Source organism: Eubacteriaceae bacterium ES3 (assembly GCA_030586155.1).
Lineage (GTDB): Bacteria > Bacillota > Clostridia > Eubacteriales > Eubacteriaceae > Acetobacterium.
Map to the genome: position 1 here is coordinate 1212759 of CP130741.1, position 17403 is coordinate 1230161.

Below are 17403 nucleotides of genomic sequence, written 5' to 3' on the forward strand. Positions count from 1 at the left end.
AATTGAATTTAGCTATGGATGTTTCGCATCAAGAGTTTTAATAATATATTTTAGGAGGATTGAAAATGAAAAAGAGAATTTTGGGATTACTCGTTTTGATAAGTTGTTTGCTTTCTTTGAGTGGTTGTGGTGTAACCCAGACCAGTTCATCTGAAAACAGTCAATATGAGGGAACCATTGAAACCGCTAGGACTGAAATATGGCGTTCAATTACTTCAGGAAATGTTTCAAGTGCTTCGGTTGCTATCATGAAGGATAGCGAGATTGTTTATCAGGAAAGTTTTGGGATGGCAAATCGATTAACATCTCAACAGGTGGATTCAGAAACCCAATATAATATCGGTTCTGTGAGTAAAGTGTTTACAACTGTTGCTGTCCTTCAACTCGTTGAAGAGGGTTTAGTAAATTTGGATGAACCGGTAACCACTTATATTAATGATTTTACCATGTTAGATGACCGATATCAGCAAATTACTGTGCGAATGCTTATGAATCATGCTTCGGGGCTTCCTGGAACATTCCTGTATAATGGATTTGCCAGTGCAGATGATCCTGACTTTTTGACGAAATTTATGAACTATCTAAAACAAAGTACTTTAAAAAGTGATCCTGGCAGTGTGTCAGTTTATTGCAATGACGGATTTATGTTAGCTGAGGTTTTAATTGAACGTGTTTCCGGTCAGCCTTATGCCGATTATCTGCAGGCGCATGTTTTTGATGTAGCTGATATGGGCAAAACCAGTTGTTCATTCATGCCAGATAATGATAATATTGCCTTGAATTATAGTGAAGACGGTTTAGCAAATCCGGTAGAAATCGTCAATTTAATGGGGACAGGGGGACTGACCTCAACAGCATCAGATTTATGCAGGTTTGGTCAGGCACTTTTAAATAATACATTAATTAGCGAAGAATCATTTTTAATGATGTCGGAAGCGCAATATGGAAGTGCGACTGTACCACAGGGCATCCCGATAACTGATTACGGTTTAGGGTGGGATATGGTCGAAGTTGCTGATTTTGTCAATCAGGGTTTAACAGTTCATAGTAAAAATGGCTCAACTTTTCAATATTCGTCTCAGTTTTATCTGATTCCAGAACAAAATCTAGTAATAGCTTTAACATATTCAGGAAATAAAGATGTCACACCGGTAACCAATTCGATAACAGAAGCATTTTTAAGAGATACAAATGTGATTTCGACGGACACAGAACTAACGAATGTTGGAACAGGTTTAAGCGTCATTCCGGCTGATGTACTCCAAAACACTGGAATATATGGTGGTAATGGAATCATCTGGAGAGTCAGATTTGATCTGACAAACAATCAGTTGATTATCGATGAATACCTGGAAGGCGACTTTGTTGAGACCCAGGCGATGAGTTATTATGATGATGGATATTTTCATAACGATGCCGGGATGAGATATAGCTTTTACGATGGGCCTGATCAAACTTTGATTGTTATGACATTACCTGATGTTGAAAGACATTTGGTTGTTGCTGAAACACTATCAAGTGGGTCAATATCAGATGTTGGTAATTTTTCAGACTCCTGGTGGATACCCGCGAATTTAAGTGCGACTGATTTAAATGCTGAAGCAACTTATACAGATTCATTTGATCAAATCCCTGGTTTGATAGTGGTGGACGGGGGAACTATTTATGCTCTTAGAGATAATATGAACAGTCAGATGATTCTTGAATATGCCAGAGATCTGACGGATCTTAGTATCAGCCTGAAGAATGGGGCAGCTATGCTTTCTGCCTATGGATATCAGTATATAAATGCAGCTGCTATTGATGTACTGGCAAATTCAGAAGATATAACAATAGCTGATGATGATACTAGCATGAGCAGACGAATAAATAATAACTGTGTTCTTCAGATAACAATGCCAGAAAGCGGGCGTGTGGTTATTTATTCTCCTGATTATTCAATTGATTACGATAGTTTATATGAGACACAGGAATCAGTTGATGTAGAGGCCGGTTCGATACTACTACTTACCGGCAAAGCAAATGATGAATTTAACGTAAAAGTAATAAATTAATCGGTAAAAATTTTAACAATGAATGGTATCTTTGCTTGGTTATAATTGATTCGTATAAAATTTACAGTTAAAAGCAATTGATTAAAGGTGGTTAATTGAGATGAGTGACTCGCTAAATAAAACAATGATGAATCAATTACCTGTTGGCTACGCCTATCATAAAATTCTGCTTGATAATAATGGTTCGCCAATTGATTATGAATTTCTCGAAATAAATAGGGCCTTTGAAGAGTTTACCGGTCTTTGTGCAAAGGAAATTATTGGTCGTAAGGCGACAGAGGTAATTGACGGGATTGAAAAAGATGATTTTGACTGGATCAGAGAATATGGAAAAATTGCTCTCGAAGGCGGGGCCTACGAAATTGAACAATATTCAAGTGCTTTTGATAAATGGTACCAAATTCATGTTATTTCAGACGAAAGATTATATTTTGCAACATATTTTACAGATATTACACTTTTACGTGAGCAACTCAATGATTATAGAGTGCTGCTGAATTCGTTAAATGATGCAGTCTTTGAATTAAATGATCAATTGGTTTTCGAAAAGGTTCTTGCCCCTGACGAAACAATTCTACTTTATCCTAAAGAAATAATCATTGGTAAATCTGTTAGTGACTTATTTACAGGCGAAATTCTTGACTCATTCCTTAGTGTTCTTAAGAAAGCGAAAAAAACGAGGAAATTACAGAATATCGAGTACCCTCTGATGATTCATGGTAAGGATGCCTGGTTTAGAATGAACATTCGCTTTCTAAAGTTTAATCAACAGGAAAAATTTGTGATTAGTTTGGTGGATATAACAGAGAACATAAAAACAGTTCATGCGCTTACAGAAAAAACTAATGAATTGGAACGATTTTTCTCAGTTAACTTGGATTTACTTTGCATAGCTAACACGAAGGGAGAATTTATAAAAGTTAATAAATCATGGGAAGATATCCTCGGGTATTCAAGTCCAGAGCTGGAAGGCAGGTCTTATTATGATTTTGTTCATCCGGATGATCTTGAGGAGACGATTGAAGTGACCAAGCAGCTTGAAAATCTTAATGAGGTTGATAATTTCGTGAACCGTTACAGGGTGAAAGATGGATCGTACAAATATATAGAATGGAAAAGTCGTGCATTCGGAGAGGTGATTTACGCAGCAGCACGAGACGTAACGGAAAAAATAGAAATGGAAGAGCAATTATTTCTGGAAAAGGAAAGGTATTATTCAACGCTTTTATCAATCGCGGATGGTGTGATTGCGGTTAACAATAAGCAGGAAATTACCTTGATGAATAAGGTAGCAGAGGAGCTGTCTGGATGGAAACAGTGCGAGGTAATTAATAAACCCTTTTCTGAAGTGATGCATCTTATTAATGAAAAAAACAGACAAATAACCGTAAATCCGATAAAAAAAGCATTAATCTCTGGAGAGATTTCAAAAGTAAATAATCACACCATTCTAATTAAAAAAGATCAGACCGAAATTTCGATCGAAAATAGTGCGGCACCAATTCATGACCTTAATAAAAACATTCGAGGAGCGGTCCTTGTTTTTCACGATGTTACCCAAAAAAGAAAAATACAGAATGAGATACTATATCTAAGTTATCATGATTTTTTAACAGGTCTACATAATCGCAGATATTTTGAAGAAGCAATTATTCAGCTTAATAAATCAGAAAATCTGCCAATTTCAGTAATTATGCTCGATGTTAACGGACTAAAATTAACAAATGATGCATTTGGCCATAAAAAAGGAGATTTATTGCTTCAAAAAGTGGCTGAAATCATCAGAAAAAGTTCTCGAGAGACAGATCTTATTGCGAGAATTGGCGGTGATGAATTCGTCATGATTTTGCCTAACACTGATGAATTCGAAGCATCAATAATCAGCAAACGCCTAAAAAAATCTTCTAAACAGGAAACTGTAGATTCTGTGATAATTTCTATGGGGATTGGTTTTGCATGCAAAACGACGATGAATGAAAGCATGGAAGAAATCATTAAAACGGCTGAAAATCAGATGTACAAAAATAAGGTTAAGTCGAGCCGGTTAATGAGAAATCAGACAATAAATCTGATCCAGGAAACCTTAAACAATAAAAGTGATCGAGAACGGATTCATTCCCAGCGAGTATCCCGAATTGTCCAATATATTGGACTCGCAATGGATTTACCAGAAGAGGATGTCAAAACACTTGAAACACTGGGGTTCCTCCACGATCTGGGGAAAATAATTGTTCCGGAAGAAGTTTTAAATAAAAATGAGTTAATGACGAATGATGAATTTAAGCTGATGAAAACTCACACTGAGACTGGTTATCAGATTTTGAAGTCTGTTGAGGAGTATGTTGGTCTGGCTGAGGTTGTATTATATCATCATGAATGGTGGAATGGCTGCGGTTATCCTCAAAATTTAAAGGGTAAGGAAATCCCGTTATTTTCAAGAATTATTCATGTAGCAGATGCTTTTGAGGCGATGTCTGCCGGTCGGCCATATAAAAATGCACTGAATAAAGAAGAGATTATTGCTGAATTAAAAGCGTTTTCCGGCATTCAATTTGATCCGGAAATAATCGATGTAATGGTGGGAAAAGTATTGATGGAATCATATGATGAATTAAATAAAGAAAAGGAAATAAAATGAGAATTATTTGTTTTGGGGACAGCCTCACATTTGGACATGGATTGTCTTTTGATGAAAAATGGCATGTAATAGTCGAAAAGAAAACTGGTATTCAAATGATTAATCGTGGTGTTAGTGGTAATACTACAACTGAAATGTTGGCACGCTTTAACCGTCAAGTTCTCCTGATGCAACCGGAAGAAGTAATTATCATGGGCGGATATAATGATGTTTTTTTTGAAAATACATATGAAAAAGTTAAGGATAACCTGAAGACTATGATTTATAAAGCTCAAAAAAAAGGTATTATAGTTATCGTAGCTGTTCCTCCGCCAATAAAATTACCGATTAGATTTTTTGAAAACGAGCCTAAATTAAAGTTCAATTCCGATTTGATTGATGAATATTTGGATTGGTTACGAAAGTATTTAGAAGAAGAAAAACTTCCTTGTATTGATTTCGGATATGAAATTGACTGGATTAATGATGATTTATATCTGGATGGTATTCATCCCAATGCAAAAGGAAGCAATTTGATGGCAGAAGCATTGATTAAATTTTTAAGTCGAGATAAATTATTAAACTTGTGAGGTGGGACTTCGCAAGTTTTTTGGCTTTTGAATTATTTTAATTGATTTAAGATCTCGATTTCATTGCTGTTACAGCAGTCAGATTTGAAAATTATTTGTTTTAAAAAATGAAAAGATGTGGTTCGGACGATTCTGGAGGTGTTAAAAGATGGAAGAGTCATTATTGCTGCTATTGTTGTTGCAACTAATATTTATTTTATTAAACGCTGTTTTTGCCGGGGCTGAGATTGCGATAATTACGTTTAATGACAAAAAATTAAAAAAATTAGCACTTGGAGGAGATAAAAGAGCGATAAGATTATTATCATTAATAGAAGAGCCAGCCGGTTTTTTGGCAACAATACAAGTTGGTATTACATTGGTAAATTTGTTAAGCAGTGCGGTTGCTACCGATAATTTTTCATATCGGCTGCAGGAATGGTTTATCAGTATAGGCCTAAACATATCGGACACTGTTTTAAATGCTTTATCAATGATAATTATAACAATCATTCTAACATACTTCACAGTACTGTTGGGGGAATTGGTCCCTAAAAGGTTGGCAATGAAAAAGGCAGAGTCAATAGCATTAGCAATGTCAGGAGTAATATCAGTAATTTCAAAGATTTTTAAACCAGTTGTCTGGTTGTTTACAGTATCTACTGATGGTCTGCTAAAACTTTTTAGAGTTAATATCAATCAGGAAGAAGAGGAAAACGTAGAAGAAGAAATCCGAATGATTCTCGATGCGGGCAAACAAAAGGGTATTGTTGAACCCGATGAAGAAAGAATGATTCAGAGGGTATTTGAATTTGACGATATTCGTATTGATGAGATTATGACCCATCGGACGCAGGTTTGTATCCTTTGGATGGATGAATCAGAAGAAAAGTGGCAGGAAAAAATTATGAATTCGAGGCATACGAATTTTCCGATTTGTCGAGAATCTCATGATCAGGTTGAAGGGGTTCTTTTTACCAAGGACTATTTTAGAATAAAAAAACGAACTAGAGAGAATGTCTTAAAAGATGCCGTGAGAACTGCGAGATTTGTACCAGAGTCGACCCATGCAGATGTTGTTTTTAGAAATATGCAAAAAAGCAGGAATCACTTTGCGATTGTTGTTGATGAATATGGTGGAATGAGTGGAGTGATCACAATGAATGATTTGTTGGAACAGCTGGTCGGAAGTCTTGATGATCGTCGTGTTTTTTCGGAAGAATTACCGATGATTGAACAGATTGATGAAAATACCTGGCGTATTCATGGCGCATGTGATTTGGAGGAAGTAGTTAATCAATTAGGAACAGCTTTCTTCGATGAGCATTTTAATACATTCGGTGGGTGGGTTTTTGACAGATTGGAGATTATTCCTGAGGACGGAAGTACGCCTGAATTTAGCTATAAAGGATATAAGATTATGGTTGCTAAAATAAAAGATCATCGGCTTATTAGTGCAGTTGTTAGTCGTTTAACCAGCGATAAAATAAATAAAAAAGAAAAGCTTTAATATCAATATGTGAGTAAGCTTGAATATAATGACAAGCTCAAAGAATATAAGAATCAGGCTCTAGTGAATCAATTATTACTGTCAAGTTTCATAAAAAGCTTCCGAGAAATCGGAAGTTTTTTATGCTTTCAAAAGAGTTGACGACAAGCTGCTAATAATATGGCATAATATAATCAGAATGGTTTCAAAATTTTGATAACAATATTTACATGAGTTTTTAAGCTATGAAGCCTATCAGAGAAACATGATGAGAGGAGCAAATCATTTTGAATGACAAAAGTGGATTGGAATTATCTACACAAAGTCTTATTGATGCAGCTATAAAACGTAATCTCACTGTTGAGGTTTTAGATCGCGCAGATAATTTTATTAGAATAAAGAAGAATGAAAAAGTTGAATATATTAAGCAGGCAACCAAAACTGCTTTGGACCCATACATTGTACCCTTAATAATGGAAAACAAGGAAATTACCAAACTGATATTGAAGGAAAAAAATATCAATGTTCCTGCAGGAGTTAGCGTTAATTCCTTGGAAGAGGGGCTAAAATTATTTCCTGACTGGGAAAATAAAGCTCTGGTGATCAAGCCTAAGAATACTAATTTTGGAATTGGCATAACTATTATTAAAGAATTGAAAGCACGGGATGATTTTCAAGAAGCCCTGCAATTTGCCTTTTCCTATGACAAAACCGTTCTGATTGAAACCTTTATTCCGGGAAAAGAATATCGTTTTCTTGTCATCGGTGATGAAGTTGCAGGGATTTTGCATCGGGTACCAGCTAATGTAAAAGGTGATGGAGTTAGAACGATTAGTGAGCTTGTTATTGAAAAAAACAAAGATCCTTTGAGGGGAAAAGGGTATGTCACCCCTCTTGAAAAAATTAATATTGGGGAAACTGAGATCGGATTTTTAAAGGCTGATAACAAAACGATCGAGACAATACCTGCTCAGGAAGAAATTGTTTATCTGCGGGAGAACTCCAATATTAGCACCGGAGGTGACAGCATTGATTATACAGAAATAATTGGGGATGATTATAAAAATATTGCTATTGCTTCAGCTCAGGCAGTCGGTGCAAAAATTTGCGGTGTTGATATGATGATTAATGATATTACAGAAAATGCGACTAAAAGCAATTACAGCATTATTGAGCTGAATTTCAACCCTGCATTACATATTCATAATTATCCCTTTAAGGGTAAAAACAGGCATGTTGAAGAAAAAATTCTTGATCTTCTAGGTTTTTAAAGAATATTTGAAAGGCTATTGCAGTAGCGACGAAGAAATTGGTTGTTAGTTGTAAAGTAAAACCCATGTCTAATTTGGGCGACCTTTTGATACCTGGAATTCTGTTTAAAATCGACGATATTGTCTGTTTGAAATAAAAAGTTTATCATTGAGGAGGAACAAATGCTACATTCAAGACCAGATGAAAAAGAGTTTGACAAGGATTGTTACCATGCATCCGTATTCAGTGAAGAAGTTCTAAGCTTTCCCAAATATCATTTAAATGATGAATCGGTTGACCCGGAGCTGGCCTATCGAATTATTAAAAATGATTTAATGGATGAAGGCAACGCAAGACAGAATCTGGCAACTTTTTGCCAGACTGATATGGAACCGTGGGCAACTCGCCTGATGTCAGAAACTCTGGAGAAAAATGCTATCGATAAGTCTGAGTATCCGCAGACGGCTGACTTGGAAAAAAGGTGTGTAAACATATTAGCTGATTTATGGAATGCCCCCAAGAAAAGCTCCTTCATTGGGACATCAACAGTTGGTTCATCAGAAGCATGTATGCTTGGTGGAATGGCGATGAAATTTCGTTGGCGAAAAGAAGCTGAAAAAAATGGACTCGATATTTACAGAAAAAAACCAAACCTGATAATCTCTTCAGGCTTTCAGGTATGCTGGGAAAAGTTCTGTGTCTACTGGGACATTGAATTAAGGACTGTGCCTGTTGAGGAAAAACATTTGTCTCTGAATCTTGATACGGTGATGGATTATGTGGATGATTATACTATTGGAATTGTGGCGATCATGGGGATTACCTATACCGGAAAATACGATGATGTGAAGCGCCTTAATGAGCTGGTGGAAGAATATAATCAGACAGCCAGTTATAAAGTGCCTATCCATGTGGATGGAGCGTCGGGCGGGATGTTTACGCCATTTGCTTTTCCAGACCTGGAATGGGATTTTAGATTGTCAAATGTCATCTCCATTAATACTTCAGGCCACAAATATGGACTGGTTTACCCGGGAATCGGCTGGATCATCTGGAAGGATCGGGAGTATGTTCCGGAAGAACTGATTTTTGATGTTTCTTATCTTGGCGGGGACATTCCCACAATGGCGATTAATTTTTCCCGGTCGGCCAGTCAGATTATTGGGCAATATTTTAATTTCCTTTCTCTTGGCTTTTCCGGTTACCAGCACATTCAAATGCGAACGCGTAATGTTGCCATGTATATTGCTTCCGAAATTGAGAAAACCGGGTTGTTTGAGATTATCAACGACGGAGACAATATTCCAATCGTTTGCTGGAAAATGAAAGTTGAGAAGCAATGGAACCTTTATGATTTGGCCGATCGTTTACGGATGAATGGCTGGCAGGTGCCGGCCTATCCGCTGCCGGAAAATATGGAAGAGACTCTGATTCAGCGAGTAGTGGTGCGTCAGGATCTAAACCGGCAGTTGGCATCACTATTTATTGAAGATTTTAATCGTGCCATTGATGATTTGAATCATGCCCGAATTCTTTTCAGTTCACCTGAAGATGATGGAAAAACATATGGATTTACCCACTAAATTTAAAAGTCGCAGATCTCTGCGACTTTTTCTTAACTATATGTGGCGTAGTATTCTTGTTGAGCATTTGAAGCTTTTTGCTGACCTCTTCCGCAACGGGGATTAATCAGAGAACAGTTTTTGCCGCAACCACCACAACGCAGTTGGGAAAGGTATTCGTTTAAGGTTGGGACAACGGGATCCGGTTCAGTGACAACTGTCTGACTGTCAGATGCGGTTTCATCAGGAACTATAATTTCGTCTTCCTGAACAGGAGCTGCCGATGCTATGGATTCTTCAGAAACACTTGACTCCTCGGTGACCGATTGAACAGGGGCAGCAGCTTCTGTTGTCGCAGTTTCAGTAGTTTCTGTAACTGCCTCCGTCGTTTCGGTAGTTTCTACCACTTCAGCCGGAGTTGTCTCAACAACTACTGAAGGCGTGGTAATTTCAGTATCGACATCATCTACAGTTTCACCGACTAAAACAATATCAGGGGATTCAACCTGTGCCGCTAGAACACTCTGATAAGAGCGATAAGTTGTTGAAATAATTCCATATACAATCAGAATCGATGCGATCGCTGCGCCAAACTGCTTAAATATTTTTAATTTCATAATTCCTCCGAAATTTAAAGATTTGAAAGTGCATTAAAGCTTAAAACGGTAATTAGTATATAAGAAGCAAGTTGAAACCACCTTATATATTGTGGGATTTCTTTTTTCATCCGACCGGATAGGACTCCGGAAATTAATACCATTAAAAGAACCGGTGTTAAAGTGCTGGCCAGAGTAAAAACAAAACCAACCAGTATTGCTGATGAAACAGATAGGGTGGCACAAAGACCAATCATCAGAATCAGTGGACTGCAGGGGGTGGCACCATAGGTAAAGCCAGCCATAAATAGCGGAACGATCCCTTTAGCGTCTATCTTTTTTTCACCGGAACAGGAACTGCAGTTTTTGTTGGGATTTTTGGCATCAATGATCCATTTGCCGATTAAAATAATGCCCAAGCCAATCATCGAAATCTGCATTACAAGTTGCAAGTTAATATTTCCTAGATAACCGGAATCATCAATAAACTGATTGCCTAAAGCGGCGGCAACAGCACAGATCAATATCACGGAAGTAATTTTTCCAGATACAAAACTTATAAATGAGAGAATTGATTTTTTCATCCCACCGGAATGAGAAATAATATAGGTGGAAAGAAAAATACTCACTGTGGGACTGCAGCAGGTGCCGCAGCTCAAGCCAACAGATACTGCTGTAGTTAAAATGGGAAGAAGGAGTTCCATATCAGCCCCTTTCGCTGGCAATTAAAGCGGCTCCGATAGCCCCGTTAAATTGCGGGTGTCTAGCCACATAGACGTCGCGCATCATTTCTTCTTCAAAAGCCTTATGGACTCCGATGTTTAGGGCGCCACCGCCAGTCATAAGGATATCGCCGCCTTTTTCAGACTTTTTCATCATCTTGATGATTCGTTTGGCCATCGATAGATGCATTCCAGCCAGAATATCCCGGCGATCATATTTTCGGGCAACCAGGGAGATGACCTCAGACTGGGCAAAGACCACACAAGTGCTGTTAATATCGCAAGGGGTTTTACTTTCCAGTGATAGTGGACCAACCTGGTCAATGGTTGTTTCCAGAATCTGGGCGATTACTTCCATAAATTTACCGGTTCCAGCAGCACATTTGTCGTTCATGGTAAAATTCTTAACGGCATAATTAGGGTCAAGATAAATAATCTTTGAGTCCTGGCCACCAATATCAATAATCATCCCCGGTTTGTATTCTTTGGGAGCTGTCACACGAACACCATAGGCGTGGGCAGTAATTTCAGAAATATCGTCATCAGCTACATCAAAAACTTTGCGGCTGTAGCCGGTGGCCATAATGTATTTGATATCTGCACGACCAATCCCCCGTCGTTGACACATTTTTCCAATCAGTTCAATCGCTGATGTGTTATTGTCTATTCCAGTGTTGGTAACCATGGCATCAACAACCTGATTGCCATGTAAAAGTGCAGCTTTCGTATAAGTGGACCCGCCGTCAAGGCCGGCATAGTAATTTTTCATTGTTAGCTCCTTATTTTTTCTGTAAATCTTTCAGTTTAATGAGTTCGATAAAAGCTTCAATACGAATTCTCAGCTGTTCAATATCTTCTTCATTGTAGTCACTTTCGACCCTGATTATGGGGATATTCATTTTACCCAGTTCCTCTTCAAGGGTCTGATATTCAAAATCATAAACCAGGCATCCGCGCAATACATGATAGACAACCCCTTCGACCTGATGGTCTTTGATCATCTGTTTAATCCTGTAAATTCGCTGATTGTTGTCGACAAAAGTTGGACAGGTACAGGGACGGGTATAGCGGTTGGCCAGGGCCCTCATCATTCCATCAAAGCTCTGGTCTACAACTACCGACGGATCATACATGGCACGTTCTCCCATACAGGTTTCATCGGCCACTAAACTACCGCCCATTTCTTCAATTAGCAGGGGAATTTTAATATTGGGAAAGATGATAGGAGACCCGGTTACCATTAGTCGAGGCTCTTTTTTCTGACTCACAAATGCTTTGGCTTTTTTTCGTTTTGCCAGTTCCTGATTAAGCAGATACAGTTTTTCACTCCATTCATCAATAGGCATATAGGAAGATGCATTCATAATAGCCATAGCATGGGTCCCCTTTATTAAAGCGGGGACATTTTTTTTGTATTCGTTAAATTGTGACAGCTGATATTGAGCAAAGCCAACTTGGTCCATACTTTCAGAGAGGCTTTTATGAGTAACGTTCTTACCGGTTGCTGCTTCCAATGCCGGGATCAGCTCGTAGAGTTCATTAAGGACCTGTTCCAGGTCGGTGTCATCTTCTTTAGATGTGGGGATATGAAAGGAGTGGACAGGAACCAGGTCTTTTAACATACCAGCCATTTTCTTCTTACAATCGCAGGTGATGGGAAAAACCATCATCGAGCAGTCATCATATATTGGCATCACGCCCATAGTCTGGTAGCCCATGACAGCTTTAACCAGTGGGCAGGCATCTCTGGGAACCAGGTCATCGCCGATGTAAAAAGCTGTATAACTGCCGCTGCAGAGTTTGACAGGTTGGGCTCCAGCAGCATAGATCAGCTCCTGAGGAACCATGACACAGTAAGTACCGATCAGCGGTTTTTCAATAGAAAAGCTTGGACCATCCATATTGACATAAATATTTTCAAGTACATCGAGAAATGGTTTTAAAGCATCCGGAGCTCCTTTGAGTTCACTGAGTCGCCTTAGATATTTGCCTGAGACACGGGTTGCTTTTTCTATAAATCGCTGTCTTTGTCGTTCTTCTGATGGTGTAAGGTTTTTATTCATCACTTTTTTTCCTTTTTTTAATCTGACGTTTAAGTATGCGCTCGTTTTTCCTGTAACCCGACATAAAGGTTTTACGTGATGCCCGGTAAAAAGGGATTCCACAAAAGCTCATATAAAGGGCATTATTTTCCGGACATTTATCAACACAGGCACCACACATAATACAATCACTGGTGGTCACGTCTTTTTTCGTTCTTTCAGTATAGATACTCTTAATGCCCATGGGACAGGCTTCATAGCAGGCACCGCATTCAGTGCAGGCCTGACAGTCTTTTTTGAGTTTAAACAGCGAAATCTTATGGAACAGCCCCATCAGATAGCCAAGGGGACAGATAGTACAAAAGAAACGGCGTTTGAAGAAACCGGAAATCAGTACAAAGACCATCATAAAACCGCTTAAGTAGAGGCTTAATTTAAATCCGGCAAAAGCAGGTGAAACGGTAATGGCAGGACAGATGTCACAGAAATTACCACCGACAAAACATAGGACTAAAAAGATCAGAAGCATAACCCATTTGATTGGAGTGGTATTCTGATAGATTTTCTCATCAAAGTAAACACCTTGGATTTTAAGCTTCCGGCGAATCCAGTCAAAAATATCCTGAATCAGTCCCATCGGACAAAGAAAGCCACAAATAATTCGTCCCAAAATAACCAGTGAAGCCAGGAATGATCCGACAAAGATCAGAATTTCCTGCCAGGTCATGTCAAACAGGGTGTTTAAATGGGACAAAGTGTAGCAGGAGGAGCCGATCAGCTGATCCTGATTAATGGGGCAGGAAAAGATTGGAATCTCCAGGTTTTGATACCAGGTGCCCAGAATTTTGCCACCAAAAATCAAAAGAAAAAAGCTTAAAAGCATAATAATCCAGCGAAAATTCATTAAACCAAACCGCTTTTGGCCCTCTACTATTCCACTTGAACCGATGTTTCGATCATCTGATAGAAAACGCCCCATAACCGGGTCCTTTAAAAGAAGTCGACGTCGAAGAGCAAGACAAATTACAATCCCCAGAACTGTCAAACCAATAATTATGAATAATGGTGTGAGCGCCGATAAATAGCGCATTGAAAAGAGGGTGTTATCCTCAACCTGATAGTGCATTTGATATACAGTTTCATCATTTTCAAAATAGGTCACAAGAATACCGCTGCGAATATCGAGAATAGATAAATCGCTGATTTCACCATTCTCATTGCTAGTGTATTCTGCCTCGCCACTTCTTTCAGAGTAAACGGACACTGTTTGATTAGCCAGTGGCTCACCATTGAAGTTTAATGAAATTGTAGTCCGATCTGTAAAAATGACTTCAAATGGGAAGAGTTCACTGTCAAATGAGGGCGCAACTGGTCGGTAACCCTGGGTGAATTCCATATCGGTCTTGGCGGTAGAATATAAGGTTTCATCTTGACCGTCTTGATTAAGATCTGTTGTCTGTTCAGGTATGGTTGCAATAAAACTTCCTAAATAATCGGAATTCAAAGAATTCATATTGTCTTCTGTCATTTCCGCAATACCTTCGACGCTTAGAGCGTAAAGACTTATTTCATCAGACGGGGAATTAAGAATTATTTCGTTATTGCTATAAGAGAAGGAAAGAAGATCACTCTCAGTATTTTCAGAAACAGTATAACCACTGGCATCTGTACTAAAGTTGTAAAACTCAAATACATACGCGAAAAAAGCCAATACACACAGTACTACAGATATTATTAAAATGGGAGGGGTAAATAGTTTTTTTAATCTCATACAGCTTTCCGTTTGTCCTTATATTGATTTTGTGTAAGCACTTCCATAAATGCTTCCATTCTTATTCTGAGCTGTTCAACGTCCTGATACTGATAATCAGTCTCAAGTCTAAATACCGGGATTCCTACATCAGAAAAAAGTTTTTCAAAACGCTCCAATTCAAAATCGTATTCGATTTGCCCTTTTAAAACATGAAAAATGACCCCATCAATTCTCCCCTTTCGCAGATGCCAGGAAGCACTTTGATATAGCATTTCATTTTTTGAATATGCTGAAGAACAGTCGTAGCGCAGTTGAGAAAAAACTACCGCTGTAAAAAGATCTACTTCCTGATGTTCCTTTTTAGAGCCGGAATAAATTTTTTGTGTCGTTGAATCGAGGGTAGCTTCAATATTCATGCCAATATCTTCAACGAGGAAAGGTATCTTATAATTTGGCATAAACACAGGTGATCCCATTAAAAGAACTGAGGGTTTATTGGTATTCTTATAAGGGGTACAATTTAATATTTCTATCAGCTCGAGATTTAAGTTTTTAAGATGTTGGCAATAACTTCTTAAATCACTGGTGTAATAATAGGCGTTTAGGACTGCCATCCGAGTTGAACCATTTATATATTGCCCAGCTTGTTCACAAATGCTGATAAACTCTGCCATCAGTCCTCTAGCCTGATTAACCCGCTTCGTTGCAGATTGCAGACTTTTTTTTGTAATTTTCGTTCTGGTGTGATCAGAAATTTTTTCCGAAAGCTTTTTCATCTCTTGTGTCCATTTGATGCCGGCCAGGGGATCGGTCTTATCTGGAGGAACATCGACAGTGATTACTTTTTTTCCAGAATTTTTAAGAAGCCAAGCCATTTTACGGTTAGAATCACAGGTGACTGGACAAATAATCAGCGCATTTTCGGTAAGGTTGAAAGTATCATTTAAAAGGAATCCAAGCATTGAACGACTCACCGGGTCGGTATCTCTGGGAACAGAATCATCTGACCAGTTAACGGCTCCTTGACTTCCACCAAGAATATAGAAAGGTTTGGATCCGGCAGCGTATATCAGTTCTTCGGGAATTCCTGACCCCATGACGATGATGTCCGGCTTGTGATTTAGCATTTGCTGTGGCTTAAAATAAGAATATATGATATTAAAAAAGTAATGGAGCTCTTTTGATGAAGGGCTGTTTTGCATCAGTTTTTTGAGTGTGTTCAGATATTCTTCCTCGTAGTCTGTAAACTTAGTTTTATCAGTTTGATTCATCTGATAACCTCCTGAACTTAATTTTCTGGTAACAGTATAGACATTTTAAATGAAATCAATTTGTCTCTTATGTGAATTTTGTGTGAAATATTTCAAGTTTTTTTCAAGCTTAAAACCTTCTATTTATAGTTAGTTCAGAATCGTGTGATATTATCACAGATAAAGAGACCGAGAACGTGTAGAATTTAGAAAAAAGATTGGAGATAGAAGATGAAAGATGTAATTTTATTGACAACACAGACCTGTCCTCATTGTAAAACGGCTAAAGAATTCTTAAAACAAAATAATATCCAGTTCACTCAGAAAGATATAAATGCTGATGCTCAGGCAAGAAATGAATTAATAAAGAGAAATATTAAAGGCGTGCCAACTATTTTGATTGGTGATGAAGCGGTAGTAGGCTTGGATACTCAAAGGATTATGCAGCTTGTAGATCATCGGGTTAAAACCTGTCCAAATTGCGGGACAAAACTTCGAGTGCCTACAAATAGGGGGAAAATATCTGTTAGGTGTCCTAAATGCAAGGAAAGTTTTACTGCAAGCTAAAAGATTCAATTTTGATTCAAGTCTGTTGGGATACATTTTATACTAAGATTTTCAAATTAGTTTGAGGAGGTGTCCCTATGAACATTTCAAGTATAGCCAGCTCTTATTATAACAATTCACTGATTGCTGAACTTAGTAGTACAACTTCTACCGATTATTCGGAATTATTTGATTCAAGTGGAGTCAGCTCGAATGAGTACGAATCGATTTATAACGTGATCAATGAAGAATATGATTTAGCGTTTACGGATTTTAGTGATGAGGAGGAGTTAGACTCTATTTTGACTGATTTACCCTCTTTAGCAGAAATTTTTGCTTCAATGCAGTCTAATCTAATTTCTTCTTTTTATGATTACAGCGACGATGAAACCGGCCTAATGAGCCTTTTATCAGAGTATAATCTCTCTCGCATTCAGTCTTTAAAAGAACTGTATCAGAGTCTATACAGTGATTCAACAACAGAAGAATCATCTAATGCGGGTTCGATTTTAAATATATTAGCATAAAGAGGATTAACAAGACCTTTTAGGAGAACATCGTATGTTCACCTAAAAGGTCTTGTTTTATTCTTAATTAGTAAAATACTGATATCACATAAAATTAGAATTCAACAGAAAAGATCAGCTAATAATCAAAGAATAAGTAAAACATTAAATAAATGTAAAAAATAAATATTAACAATTATATGAAATTTACTTGCATCCTATTCAAACAGCGATAGCAGTGTAAATCAGGTGCTATAGGAGTCAGTTAAACGTGTTCAAAAAATCAATAAATTACTCTTGTGCGATTTCAAAACTAGTGATATAATCTGTTTTACAATAATTAGTTGCGTGTAATTATTGTAAGTTGGTGTTCTGAATGGAATTTCTTTAACCAGGCAGAATGGCTATAATTGTAAGATGTTGATAATAAGTGTTTTCTGAACACG

The 17403-nt window shown here is 37.8% G+C and carries 14 protein-coding genes; 8 read left to right on the plus strand and 6 right to left on the minus strand.

The window, feature by feature from the left end; genetic code table 11:
• Window positions 1-65: 65 nt before the first annotated feature.
• The 6 genes from Q5O24_05520 to Q5O24_05545 all read left to right on the plus strand — a co-directional run bounded on the left by Q5O24_05520 (window position 66) and on the right by Q5O24_05545 (window position 9563).
• The gene (locus tag Q5O24_05520) at window positions 66-2054 is read left to right on the plus strand and encodes a serine hydrolase domain-containing protein (GenBank protein ID WKY48777.1); all 1989 of its coding nucleotides are present in this window, start codon (window positions 66-68) and stop codon (window positions 2052-2054) included.
• A 100-nt stretch (window positions 2055-2154) separates the two neighbouring features.
• On the plus strand, window positions 2155-4692 hold the full coding sequence (locus tag Q5O24_05525) for a PAS domain S-box protein (protein WKY48778.1): 2538 nt from the start codon (window positions 2155-2157) through the stop codon (window positions 4690-4692).
• Window positions 4689-5261, plus strand: coding sequence for a GDSL-type esterase/lipase family protein (locus Q5O24_05530; GenBank protein ID WKY48779.1), 573 nt, complete (start codon window positions 4689-4691; stop codon window positions 5259-5261). The genes Q5O24_05525 and Q5O24_05530 overlap by 4 nt, the downstream gene beginning before the upstream one ends.
• Before the next feature lie 148 nt (window positions 5262-5409).
• Window positions 5410-6750, plus strand: coding sequence for a hemolysin family protein (locus tag Q5O24_05535; GenBank protein WKY48780.1), 1341 nt, complete (start codon window positions 5410-5412; stop codon window positions 6748-6750).
• A gap of 266 nt (window positions 6751-7016) precedes the next feature.
• The gene (gshAB, locus tag Q5O24_05540; GenBank protein ID WKY48781.1) at window positions 7017-8000 is read left to right on the plus strand and encodes a bifunctional glutamate--cysteine ligase GshA/glutathione synthetase GshB; all 984 of its coding nucleotides are present in this window, start codon (window positions 7017-7019) and stop codon (window positions 7998-8000) included.
• A 162-nt stretch (window positions 8001-8162) separates the two neighbouring features.
• Window positions 8163-9563, plus strand: a complete 1401-nt coding sequence (locus Q5O24_05545) for a glutamate decarboxylase (GenBank protein ID WKY48782.1) — start codon at window positions 8163-8165, stop codon at window positions 9561-9563.
• Between the two features lie 32 nt (window positions 9564-9595).
• On the opposite strand, the gene Q5O24_05550 is transcribed toward Q5O24_05545, so the two are convergent.
• The 6 genes from Q5O24_05550 to Q5O24_05575 are packed head-to-tail and all read right to left on the minus strand — an operon-like array spanning window position 9596 to window position 15926.
• Window positions 9596-10159, minus strand: a complete 564-nt coding sequence (locus tag Q5O24_05550) for a hypothetical protein (GenBank protein WKY48783.1) — start codon at window positions 10157-10159, stop codon at window positions 9596-9598.
• Window positions 10160-10173: 14 nt separating this feature from the next.
• Window positions 10174-10842 (minus strand): sulfite exporter TauE/SafE family protein, encoded by a 669-nt coding sequence (locus Q5O24_05555; protein ID WKY48784.1) that lies wholly within the window; start codon window positions 10840-10842, stop codon window positions 10174-10176.
• Between the two features lies 1 nt (window position 10843).
• Entirely contained in the window at window positions 10844-11629 is a 786-nt protein-coding gene (locus Q5O24_05560; GenBank protein WKY48785.1) for an acyl-CoA dehydratase activase, read from the minus strand.
• Window positions 11630-11639: 10 nt separating this feature from the next.
• Window positions 11640-12923 (minus strand): 2-hydroxyacyl-CoA dehydratase family protein, encoded by a 1284-nt coding sequence (locus Q5O24_05565; GenBank protein ID WKY48786.1) that lies wholly within the window; start codon window positions 12921-12923, stop codon window positions 11640-11642.
• Window positions 12916-14673: a 4Fe-4S binding protein gene (locus Q5O24_05570; GenBank protein WKY48787.1), complete on the minus strand. Its 1758-nt coding sequence runs from the start codon at window positions 14671-14673 to the stop codon at window positions 12916-12918. The genes Q5O24_05565 and Q5O24_05570 overlap by 8 nt, the downstream gene beginning before the upstream one ends.
• On the minus strand, window positions 14670-15926 hold the full coding sequence (locus Q5O24_05575) for a 2-hydroxyacyl-CoA dehydratase family protein (GenBank protein ID WKY48788.1): 1257 nt from the start codon (window positions 15924-15926) through the stop codon (window positions 14670-14672). The genes Q5O24_05570 and Q5O24_05575 overlap by 4 nt, the downstream gene beginning before the upstream one ends.
• A 210-nt stretch (window positions 15927-16136) precedes the next feature.
• On the opposite strand from Q5O24_05575, the gene Q5O24_05580 reads away from it, so the two are divergent.
• A complete protein-coding gene (locus Q5O24_05580) occupies window positions 16137-16472 on the plus strand; it encodes a glutaredoxin domain-containing protein (protein ID WKY48789.1) in 336 nt (111 codons plus the stop codon).
• 77 nt (window positions 16473-16549) lie between these two features.
• The gene (locus Q5O24_05585; protein ID WKY48790.1) at window positions 16550-16978 is read left to right on the plus strand and encodes a hypothetical protein; all 429 of its coding nucleotides are present in this window, start codon (window positions 16550-16552) and stop codon (window positions 16976-16978) included.
• The last annotated feature ends 425 nt before the right edge of the window (window positions 16979-17403 follow it).

Excerpts from the sequence above, each read along its gene's own strand:
- Q5O24_05520 (WKY48777.1), top strand. The coding sequence starts at position 66 with ATGAAAAAGAGAATTTTGGGATTACTCGTTTTGATAAGTTGTTTGCTT.
- Q5O24_05525 (WKY48778.1), top strand. The coding sequence starts at position 2,155 with ATGAGTGACTCGCTAAATAAAACAATGATGAATCAATTACCTGTTGGC.
- Q5O24_05530 (WKY48779.1), top strand. The coding sequence starts at position 4,689 with ATGAGAATTATTTGTTTTGGGGACAGCCTCACATTTGGACATGGATTG.
- Q5O24_05535 (WKY48780.1), top strand. The coding sequence starts at position 5,410 with ATGGAAGAGTCATTATTGCTGCTATTGTTGTTGCAACTAATATTTATT.
- Q5O24_05545 (WKY48782.1), top strand. The coding sequence starts at position 8,163 with ATGCTACATTCAAGACCAGATGAAAAAGAGTTTGACAAGGATTGTTAC.
- Q5O24_05550 (WKY48783.1), bottom strand. The coding sequence starts at position 10,159 with ATGAAATTAAAAATATTTAAGCAGTTTGGCGCAGCGATCGCATCGATT.
- Q5O24_05555 (WKY48784.1), bottom strand. The coding sequence starts at position 10,842 with ATGGAACTCCTTCTTCCCATTTTAACTACAGCAGTATCTGTTGGCTTG.
- Q5O24_05560 (WKY48785.1), bottom strand. The coding sequence starts at position 11,629 with ATGAAAAATTACTATGCCGGCCTTGACGGCGGGTCCACTTATACGAAA.
- Q5O24_05565 (WKY48786.1), bottom strand. The coding sequence starts at position 12,923 with ATGAATAAAAACCTTACACCATCAGAAGAACGACAAAGACAGCGATTT.
- Q5O24_05570 (WKY48787.1), bottom strand. The coding sequence starts at position 14,673 with ATGAGATTAAAAAAACTATTTACCCCTCCCATTTTAATAATATCTGTA.
- Q5O24_05575 (WKY48788.1), bottom strand. The coding sequence starts at position 15,926 with ATGAATCAAACTGATAAAACTAAGTTTACAGACTACGAGGAAGAATAT.
- Q5O24_05580 (WKY48789.1), top strand. The coding sequence starts at position 16,137 with ATGAAAGATGTAATTTTATTGACAACACAGACCTGTCCTCATTGTAAA.
- Q5O24_05585 (WKY48790.1), top strand. The coding sequence starts at position 16,550 with ATGAACATTTCAAGTATAGCCAGCTCTTATTATAACAATTCACTGATT.